This is a genomic window from Salegentibacter sp., from assembly GCF_041642575.1.
Taxonomy (GTDB): domain Bacteria; phylum Bacteroidota; class Bacteroidia; order Flavobacteriales; family Flavobacteriaceae; genus Salegentibacter.
Genome location: NZ_JBEPWD010000006.1, coordinates 43,046 through 52,414 on the forward strand (window position 1 = coordinate 43,046; position 9,369 = coordinate 52,414).

Genomic DNA, 9,369 nt, shown 5'->3' on the forward strand with positions numbered 1-9,369 from the left:
TATTTACGATAGTCATAGAACCTTCCCTCGGGTTTCTTAGGATAGATCCATTTTCTCTCTCCTTTGGAACCCGCGGTGGCTATGGTGTCTCTAAAGCTTTCGTTGTTTTCCAACTTCTTATTTTCTTAAATTCAATTTTTCAGTTATTCTGAATCTTCTGTCCAGACATCGCCTTCAGGGGCTTTGGCATCAGATGGATTGGTGCCTTCCAGGCTCATTACGTAACTTGAAACCTGGGCAATTTCTTCAGAACTAAGTGAAGTCTTCCATGCAACCATTCCTTTACCGTCACGACCTCCTTCAGAGATAGTATGGAAAATATTGCTTATTCCTCCTCCAAGGATCCAGTGTTCATCGGTTAGGTTAGGGCCAATTGACCCACCCCCATCGGCGCGGTGACACGCTATACAGTTTGCCATATATATTGTTTCCCCGGCTTCAAGATCAGAAGCATCAGTAAGCATTTCTACGGTGGAAGCATCCAGTAGATCCGGATTTTCTTTCTTATAAGCTTCAACTTCTTCTTTGGCTTTAGCAACTTCAGCTAAATATTCTTCCGATTGATCGGCTCCGTCGAAAACGTGGTACCGGGCCATATAGATAACTGCGAAAATGATACTGATATAAAAACCATACAACCACCAGGCGGGGAGATCGTTATCTAATTCCCGGATTCCATCGTAATTATGATCCAGGATAATCTCATCTTCTTTTTCTAAAGGTTTTTTGGTGAGCATCTTATCATAAATGCGCCTGAGCCATGCTTTACGTTTTTCGTATTTAGAATTTTCCAGTTCAGAAAACTTTGCCCGCCCTTTCTCATCAAGGCTGTTTTGCACCATATTTTTTAGGGCTGCGAGAGAAGCTTCAATAGCGATAGCGATGATAAGGATCAAACCTAAAACAAACCAAACAAAAGGATATTGCTGGAATACCCATTCTGTGTCGGTTTCAATGCTTAATTGCATTAAGAGGAATGCCAGGAACACAAATCCTGCAATTCTTAAGTATGACGAAATAGATCTCATAATTCGTTATTTTCTTGGTTTTGGTCTAAGGGTAGCTGACTTACTTCATTGATATGTTCCTTTTTCGCGGTAAAAACCCACCAGAATAAGGCGACAAAAAAGATGAAGAAAATTAGCAGAGAGATGATGGGGTAGATCGTTACCCCATCTATAGCTTCAAGATTTCCTTTTATGAACTTTAACATGATTATTCGTTTTTAGCTGAGATTTCACGGGCATCCTTTACCTTGATATCGGTTCCCAAACGTTGCAGATAGGCAATAAGTGCCACTATCTCCCGGTTACGCATTTCTACGAATTCGGTATTGTTCTCTTCGGCGTATTCCTTATCAGCCTGATAAGTACGCGCGAAGTCAGGATCAGAATGAAGATTTTCCTCAATTTCAGTTCCTTGTTCAAGCATCCATTGCTGCGCATTTGCGATCTCTTCTTCAGTATATGGAACTCCCAGCGTGTTAAGAGCTCTCATCTTAGCTTCGGTATCACTCTTATCAAGCTCATCAGTAATCAACCATTGGTAAGCCGGCATAATCGAACCTGAAGAAGTACTCTGCGGATCATACATGTGGTTCAGGTGCCAGTTATCAGAGTATTTACCCCCCACCCGCATTAGATCGGGGCCGGTACGTTTACTACCCCATAAAAATGGATGGTCGTAAACATATTCACCCGATTTGGAGTATTCGCCATAACGTTCTACTTCACTTCTAAAAGGCCTGATCATTTGGGAGTGGCAACCAACGCAACCTTCCCTGATGTAGATATCACGCCCTTCAAGCTCCAGTGGCGTATATGGTTTCACGCTGGAAATCACCGGTACATATTCGTCTACCATCAAGGAGGGGACAATTTGTACAATTCCACCAATCAGGATAGCGATAGTAGCATAAATGGTTAATTTAATTGGTCTTCTTTCCAACCAGGTGTGGTAACCTTCCCCGGTTACACGTTTACTGGTAACCTTTTGTAGCGGTGCAGCTTCGGCTAGTTCATCTTCAACGGCGCTTCCCTGTCTTACAGTTTTTACGATGTTATAAAGTAAGATGAAAGCTCCAATGATATATAAACTACCTCCAATGGCACGCATCCAGTACATCGGGATGATTGAGCTTACCGTTTCAAGGAAGTTTCCGTAGGTAAGGGTTCCGTCCGGATTGAATTGTTTCCACATAGAAGCCTGAACGAAGCCGGCAACATACATCGGTAGGGTATAAATAATAATCCCTAGTGTACCTATCCAGAAATGCGCATTGGCAAGTTTAATAGAATAGAGTTTTGTTTTGAAAAGTCTCGGTACCATCCAGTAAACCATACCAAATGTCAGGAAGCCGTTCCAGGCCAATGCCCCAACATGTACGTGGGCGATAATCCAATCACTAAAGTGTGCAATAGCATTTACGTTCTTAAGGGAAAGCATTGGTCCTTCAAAGGTTGCCATCCCGTAACCGGTAATAGCTACCACCATAAATTTAAGAACAGGATCTGTTCTTACCTTATCCCATGCTCCCCGCAGGGTTAAAAGTCCGTTGATCATACCACCCCAGGATGGGAACAACAACATTACCGAGAAGGCAACCCCAAGATTCTGAGCCCAATCTGGCAGAGCAGAGTAAAGCAGGTGGTGTGGACCGGCCCAGATATAAATAAATATCAGGGACCAGAAGTGGATAATTGATAAGCGGTACGAATAAACAGGCCTGTTGGCCGCTTTAGGAACAAAGTAGTACATAAGACCAAGGAAAGGTGTAGTAAGGAAAAATGCCACCGCATTATGCCCGTACCACCACTGAACAAGGGCGTCCTGTACTCCGGAGAAAATAGAATAACTCTTAAAAGCTGAAACAGGAATTTCAAGGTTATTTACAATATGCAAAACAGCAACGGTCACAAAAGTTGCCAGGTAAAACCAGATTGCCACATACAGGTGGCGTTGCCGGCGTTTAATCATGGTCATAATAAGATTTACCCCAAATGCTACCCAAACAATGGTTATTGCGATATCAATAGGCCATTCAAGCTCGGCGTATTCTTTGGAACTGGTATAACCCATTGGAAGGGTAATAGCAGCGGCAACGATAATGGCTTGCCAACCCCAGAAGTTTATTTTACTAAGCGCATCGCTCCACATCCTGGCTTTAAGAAGGCGTTGCGTGGAGTAATATACTCCGGCAAAAATGGCGTTTCCTACAAAGGCAAAGATCACTGCGTTGGTATGCAGCGGTCTTAAGCGGCCAAAACTTAACCAGGAAATACCATCGGTAATATTAGGAAATAGAAACATAAAGGCCAGAAGCAGGCCCACACTCATCCCCACAATACCCCACACGAGGGTGGCAATGGTAAAATTCTTTACGATCTTATTATCGTAATAAAACTGTTCTGTTTGCATAGTTATTCAGTTTTCTCTTGTTTGGTGGTTTTATTTTTGGATTTTGAGTTTACTAATTCGTCTTCAAACAGCATACGGACCGAAGGGGTATACATATCGTCATACTGGCCCTTTTTTACCGAAAAGATAAAAGCTATAAAGAAGATTATTGCTACCAGAACACTTAGTGCCAGTAGGAGGTAGATAATATTCATAGTTTAGTTTATTGCACCACAAAAATAATGGCAGGTTAATATTTAAAATATGACCTCAATCAGGTTTCAAACCTTTATGGTTTCTTAAGTGTTTTCCCGCAAGGTTTGTAGCCAGACTGGTAAAAGCCACTATACTAATTGAACTCAGGGGCATAAGGATTGCGGCGATCACAGGCATTAAATTCCCGGTAACCGCAAATGCCAGACCCACAACATTATAGCACAGGCTCAAGACAAAACTCCATTTAATGATCTTCATCCCTTTTTCTGAAATCTCAAAAAAACCATCCAGATCTTTCAACCTGGAAGCATCCAGTATCCCGTCACAGGCTGGAGAAAAAACATTTATGTTTTCAGAAACCGATATCCCTACATCACTTTGGGCCAATGCCCCGGCATCGTTAAGTCCGTCACCTACCATCATCACTTTGTTTCCTTGCTGCTGAAGTTTTTTAATAAACTCCAGTTTATCTTCCGGCTTCTGATTGAAATAATACTTGGTTTGGAGCGGGAGCATTTTCTCCAGGCGCTCTTTCTCGCCATCATTATCTCCTGAAAGTATAAAGATTTGTTTTCCCTTTCCGAGTTTTTCAAAAAGTTCTTCCAGACCATCACGATAAGAATTCCTGAATATAAACCTTCCCTTGTATTCCCGATTACTGCTAATATGTACGGCGGTTTTATTGGCCTGCCTGGTTTCGGTAAGAGGCTGCTGTACGAATTCCGCCGATCCTATTTTTAAATTACTTTGTTTATGTTTTGCTTCAATACCTTTACCTGTGTGTTCTATAAACTCATCGGGGGTGAGGATCTCATTCTTATTCAGAATATCATATAACTGCCGGCTGAGAGGATGTCCTGAGGCTCGCAGACTCCCACTAAGCAGTTTTTCTTCTTCTGAAGTAAGCTTAAGACCTTCGTAATAGATCTCAGCCTTTTTATTGGTGGTGATCGTTCCTGTTTTATCAAAGACAAGGCTATCGATCTGGGCCATCTGCTCAATGATCCCTGCTTCCTTCAGGTAGAATTTATTTCTTCCGAAGATCCTAAGGAGGTTACCTAATGTAAATGGTGTAGCCAGTGCTATGGCGCAAGGGCAGGCAATGATGAGTACGGCGGTAAAAACGTTTAAAACCTTTGAAGGATCATAAAACATCCAAAAAAGGCTGGAAAGAATAGCTATACTTAGCACGGCGGCGGTAAAACGTTTACTGATCTGGTTGATAAGGCTTTGAAAAGAGGAATTCTTATTCTTTTTAAAGATCTCATTGCTCCAGAGTTTTGTGAGATAACTCTGATTTATCGCTTTTATCGCTTCAATTTCTATTAATCCGCCTTGCTGGCGCCCCCCGGCAAACAGCGTTTCCCCCTGGAATTTCTCTACCGCTTCAGCTTCTCCGGTAACGAAACTGTAATCGATTAAGGCGTCGCCGGTCATCAGGACGGCATCTATGGGAATCAATTCCCCGTTTCTTATTAGGATACGGTCTCCCGGTTCTATATCGTAAACCTGCACTTGTTCTTCAGAATTATCTGAAGCCAAACGGGTGACTCCAATGGGGAAATAAGATTTATAATCCCTTTCAAAAGAAAGATAGGAATAGGTTTTCTGCTGGAAGAATCTTCCTAAAAGCAGGAAAAACACTAATCCTGTTAAGCTATCAAAAAAACCGGTTCCCAGGTCTAAAGCTATCTCGGCGGTACTGCGAAGAAATAACACAGCTATCCCCAAAGCAATAGGCACATCTATATTTAACATATTGGCCCGAAGTCCTTTATATGCTGAAATAAAATATCCCGAACCGGAATAAAATACAACCGGAAGGGAAAAAGCGAACATCATCCAACGGAAGAGGTGTTTAAAGCGTTCGAGCCAAAATTCATTTACCTCAAAGTATTCGGGAAAGGAAAGGAACATCACGTTCCCAAAGGCAAAGCCGGCCACACCCAATTTATAGATGAGGCTTCGGTTTATATCCGGTTTTTTTTCATCAAAATCTTTGAGAGAAATATAGGGTTCGTAACCAATTCGGCTTAAAAGATAAGCCAGTTCTTTTAGGGAAACATCTTCAGTATTATAAGTAATACGAACACTTTTCCGTGGGAAATCCACTTGTGAAGTTTTTACACCGGGGGTAAGTTTATTAAGATTTTCCAGCACCCAGATACAGGAACTACAATGCATAGACGGAATGAGCAGGTTTACCACCTGAGTGTTCTTCTCATTAAATTCCACAAGCTTGTTAACGATTTCTTTATTGTCAAGAAAATCGAATTTTCGCTCTGTAGCAGCTGGAGAGATTCCCGGGTTGTTTTCCAGGTCATAATAATAGGAAAGATCACTTTCGTTAAGGATCTCATAGACTGTTTTGCAGCCTGTGCAGCAGAAATCCTTTTCCTGAAATCTTAAATGCTCTTCTTTACATTCTTCACCACAGTGAAAGCAACTAGTCATATACAAGGTAGATTTTGCGGCAAATTTTGGGCAATTGTACCGGTTGAAATATGATTTAAATCAGGTTTTTGAGTTAATTAAGCTTTGTTCTATTAACTTTTGCAAGTTAAATTTAGGAAAATTTTAATAATTGGCTTTTTTCGGTTGTTAAACTTTCCTCTTTATTTTTCTGCGCTTAGAGATGATGTTTAGGTAGAAATAACCTATTAATCCAGCGATTAGGGAGGCAAGGAGAATTCCGATTTTTGCCTGGGCCTGTAAGGCTTCATTTACAAATGCGAGTTCGGTAATAAATAAGGACATAGTGAATCCAATGGCAGAAAGAAATCCGAGGCCGTAAATATGTTTCCATTTTACATTTCTGGGTAGCGCCGATATTTTAAAGAGAACCATTAGCCTGGTAAAGATCACTATTCCGAAGAATTTACCAAAAATGAGTCCTAAGATTACCCCGAGGGTTACCGGGCTATGAAGAAGATCAAAAGAAGCCGAATCTATGGTGACACCAGCATTAGCAAAAGCGAAAATGGGGAGCACCACAAAACTCACAAAAGGATAAAGAGCATGTTCGAGCCGTTGCAGGGGAGGAGTTGCATCTTCGGTTAGCGAAGAAAATTTTTCTATGCTATGGGTGATTTTTTCTTCTGCTTCAACGGGATTTTTTTCTCTGTCTCTAAAATGCTGTTTTATTTCAAACGAAAGCATTTTTGCCTTCCGAAGAAAAAGCGGGGTATTTATTCGTTTTGAAGTTGGAATGGCAAAAGCAGCCAATACTGCAGCGATGGTTGCATGAACCCCTGAAAGCAATATTGCTAACCATAAACCACCTATTCCCATAATGGCATAGAAGAGCGTATTTCTTATCCCAATAATATTTGCGGTTATTAGAATTAAAAGAAAGAAGGCACCCACTGCCAGGCTTTCAATAGAAATCTCTGAAGTATAAAAAAATGCGATAACCAGTACTGCCCCGAGATCATCCACAATTGCAATTGCAGTTAAAAGAATTTTCAAGCTAAATGGAACCCTGTCGCCAAGTAAATAAAGGATTCCAAGCGCAAATGCGATGTCGGTAGCCATTGGTATCCCCCAACCTGAAACTCCTGGTCCACCGGCATTAAAGTAGTAATAGATAGCCGCCGGAACGAGCATACCCCCAATCGCTGCAGCCACAGGTAAGATAGATTTACCAAAACTGGACAATTCTCCTTTTAGGATCTCCCTTTTCAGTTCCAGCCCGATTATAAAAAAGAAAATAGACATCAGGCCATCATTTATCCAATGCAGGAGGTTTTTTCGTAGGACAAAATCATTGATCCCAAGATGGATATATTGTTTCCAGAAGTTATGATAGGCTTCAGCAAGAGGAGAGTTAGCAACGATCATGGCCAGGATTGCCGAAAAGATCAACACCAGACCAACCGAGGTCTGTTTTTCAATGAAATTTTTTATGGGCAGTAAAAAATAGAGATCCAGGCCAGTTTTTTTCATAATTCAGCTGCTGATTTTGATTTAAAGTTACAACCCCTTAAAAATAAGGAATATGATAAGGCTCAGGTTTTAAGTTATAAATATAATTGGTATTTGTACCTGGGGCATAAAATGTGGAAATCACGAACAAGGAAACTGCAGATACTTGAGAAAGTTTAACGCCTAAGTATGGTTTTCTGTATTAAATGCACAAGCCTTATACGCTGGCACAAAATATGTTAAAGACCTGTGCGTTTTAATCTTATAATTTGAAGACCCAGTTTTATAACCCAAATACTATGAAAAAGATACACGTGTATATATTTAGTTTCCTTCTTTCCATTCCTGCATTAAGCCAGGCTCAAAGTTTTAGCGAAGATCAATCGGTGACCGAACAGGTTTTAAGTGAACTTAACAGGGAGCGAAGCCTCTTAAGCCGAAATCTCGATTTCAGAATCAAAGAGATCGATTCTAAGATCAGTACTCTGGATGAGAGTATAAAAAATTCCAATTCCTCGGCTGAAAAGGTGGAAAAGCTTTTGGAGCGTGTAAAATACCTGGAAGAAAGACAGGAGGAGCTGGATAAGAATACGGTGAGTGTTTATAAATACAATTACAGTTCTGCCGTACTTAATTTGGCCTCCATGGAGCGGGAAATAAAACCTTTGAACCTCTTCAACAGTTCGCGAGAATTCTATTCCACCCTGGACCAGGTGAGCAACCCTATGAACTATGATGGTTACCAGGAATGGTTTGGTACTTTTAAAAAATATGTGGATGATGAAAAAAAGGATGATGCCCGGCTGGATGCTTTAAGTCATATCCTAAACGTAACCGGCGACCTGACCAAAGGAACGCCTTTCACCGGGATGCTGGCCGGAAGCCTGTTTGACGGAATTGGCAGTTTTATCAATAACCTTAAACGCCGTGACCAGGACCTTAGAGAGCGTAGTACCGAAATGCTGAAACTTACCACCACAGTGGCCCAGTTTACCCATGATAAGGATCTTATAGAAACCGAATGGGAATCTATCAATAAGAGTTTAAATGAGTTGAAGGAACTTCAGAATAAAGCCTTGAAAGAGAATCTTACCGGGATGCTGGGAATCAACCTCAAAGAATTCGAAAAGAACTTCACCAACGAAACCGATGCTAAAAAACGAACTCAATATATTCTTGACATCTCTAAGGTCGCCGAAAACAAGATTGTAGAGGAAAAGGCGAAAAACCCCGAGAACTGGAAACAGGATTACCACGACCAAATGATCGCCGTGCAGAATCTTAAGATAAGGTTCGGGACTATCACCTTCAGGATCCTGGAGAACCTCAACAAATATGAGCACCTGATAGAAAAATATAAGGAAGACAAATACCTTAAAGACAGGATGGCTCAGCTTAAATTGAAATTAGACCTGGTGAGAAACAGTTTTGAAAACACCTTTAATCCACAGGAATATATCAAGGCCTCTAATGAGATGTATGTGGTAGAGTAGGTTTAAGAAGCAAGATTCAAGAAACAAGATTAGCCTGTATTTTCATTAATTTTTAAATACCTTTTAAATTGGCTGAAAATAGTAGGGGTTTTTATTCTTCAGTATAAACTTTAAGTCTTTTTCCTACCTTTATGGGAAAGATTAATTAATGATAAAAAGAAAGAGGTATTCCCTTCGGCGTCCCAAATCTAATAAAGCGCTACATCAGGCTCCGGGCACGGCGACTTATGTGGGCCATAAGGAGTCGGTTGAGACTAAACTGGAGGTTATTGATTATAATAAAAAAAGCTATGAACGCTTTATCTCCAAAACTCCTGAGGACGCTTTTAAATTTGAAGCA

The 9,369-nt window shown here is 40.9% G+C and carries 7 protein-coding genes and 1 pseudogene; 2 read left to right on the top strand and 6 right to left on the bottom strand.

Annotated elements, in window-relative coordinates; genetic code table 11:
- Positions 1–143: 143 nt before the first annotated feature.
- From ACESK1_RS02585 to nhaA, 6 genes are all read right to left on the bottom strand, one after another.
- A complete protein-coding gene (locus tag ACESK1_RS02585) occupies positions 144–1,028 on the bottom strand; it encodes a cbb3-type cytochrome c oxidase N-terminal domain-containing protein (protein WP_372917619.1) in 885 nt (294 codons plus the stop codon).
- Positions 1,025–1,213, bottom strand: a complete 189-nt coding sequence (locus tag ACESK1_RS02590) for a CcoQ/FixQ family Cbb3-type cytochrome c oxidase assembly chaperone (protein WP_093410862.1) — start codon at positions 1,211–1,213, stop codon at positions 1,025–1,027. The genes ACESK1_RS02585 and ACESK1_RS02590 overlap by 4 nt, the downstream gene beginning before the upstream one ends.
- Before the next feature lie 2 nt (positions 1,214–1,215).
- Entirely contained in the window at positions 1,216–3,417 is a 2,202-nt protein-coding gene (ccoN, locus tag ACESK1_RS02595) for a cytochrome-c oxidase, cbb3-type subunit I (RefSeq protein WP_372917621.1), read from the bottom strand.
- Between the two features lie 2 nt (positions 3,418–3,419).
- Positions 3,420–3,611 (bottom strand): cbb3-type cytochrome oxidase assembly protein CcoS, encoded by a 192-nt coding sequence (gene ccoS / locus ACESK1_RS02600; protein ID WP_372917623.1) that lies wholly within the window; start codon positions 3,609–3,611, stop codon positions 3,420–3,422.
- A 55-nt stretch (positions 3,612–3,666) separates the two neighbouring features.
- Positions 3,667–6,066: a heavy metal translocating P-type ATPase gene (locus tag ACESK1_RS02605; RefSeq protein ID WP_372917625.1), complete on the bottom strand. Its 2,400-nt coding sequence runs from the start codon at positions 6,064–6,066 to the stop codon at positions 3,667–3,669.
- 147 nt (positions 6,067–6,213) lie between these two features.
- Positions 6,214–7,557, bottom strand: a complete 1,344-nt coding sequence (gene nhaA / locus ACESK1_RS02610) for a Na+/H+ antiporter NhaA (protein ID WP_372917627.1) — start codon at positions 7,555–7,557, stop codon at positions 6,214–6,216.
- 278 nt (positions 7,558–7,835) lie between these two features.
- Here nhaA and ACESK1_RS02615 point away from each other — a divergent pair, with 278 nt between their 5' ends.
- Together ACESK1_RS02615 and ACESK1_RS02620 are read left to right on the top strand one after the other, a co-directional pair.
- Positions 7,836–9,029 (top strand): hypothetical protein, encoded by a 1,194-nt coding sequence (locus tag ACESK1_RS02615; protein WP_372917629.1) that lies wholly within the window; start codon positions 7,836–7,838, stop codon positions 9,027–9,029.
- Positions 9,030–9,177: 148 nt separating this feature from the next.
- A pseudogene (locus ACESK1_RS02620) lies at positions 9,178–9,369 on the top strand (magnesium and cobalt transport protein CorA); the annotation flags it as partial.